This is a genomic window from Enterobacter sp. R-1.6.2 (assembly GCF_035064085.1).
Classification (GTDB): Bacteria; Pseudomonadota; Gammaproteobacteria; order Enterobacterales; family Enterobacteriaceae; genus Enterobacter; species Enterobacter asburiae_B.
Map to the genome: position 1 here is coordinate 1 of NZ_JASEYI010000152.1, position 250 is coordinate 250.

Annotated in this window: 1 pseudogene; it reads right to left on the reverse strand. The window is 52.8% G+C overall.

Features of this window, described 5'->3' with window-relative positions:
• Window positions 1–250, reverse strand: a pseudogene (locus QMN93_RS26205) (IS1 family transposase); the annotation flags it as partial.

Consider the following 250-nt stretch of genomic DNA (forward strand, 5'->3'; position numbering starts at 1 on the left):
AATACGTGCGCCACAACCGTCCTCCGTATCCTGTCATACGCGTAAAACAACCAGCGCTGGCGTGATTTAGCGCCGACATAACCCCACTGTTCGTCCATTTCCGCGCAAACAATGACGTCACTGCCCGGTTGTATGCGTGAGGTTACCGACTGCGGTCTGAGTTTTTTAAGTGACGTAAAATCGTGTTGAGGCCAACGCCCATAATGCGTGCACTGGCGCGACATCCGACGCCATTCATGGCCATATCAAT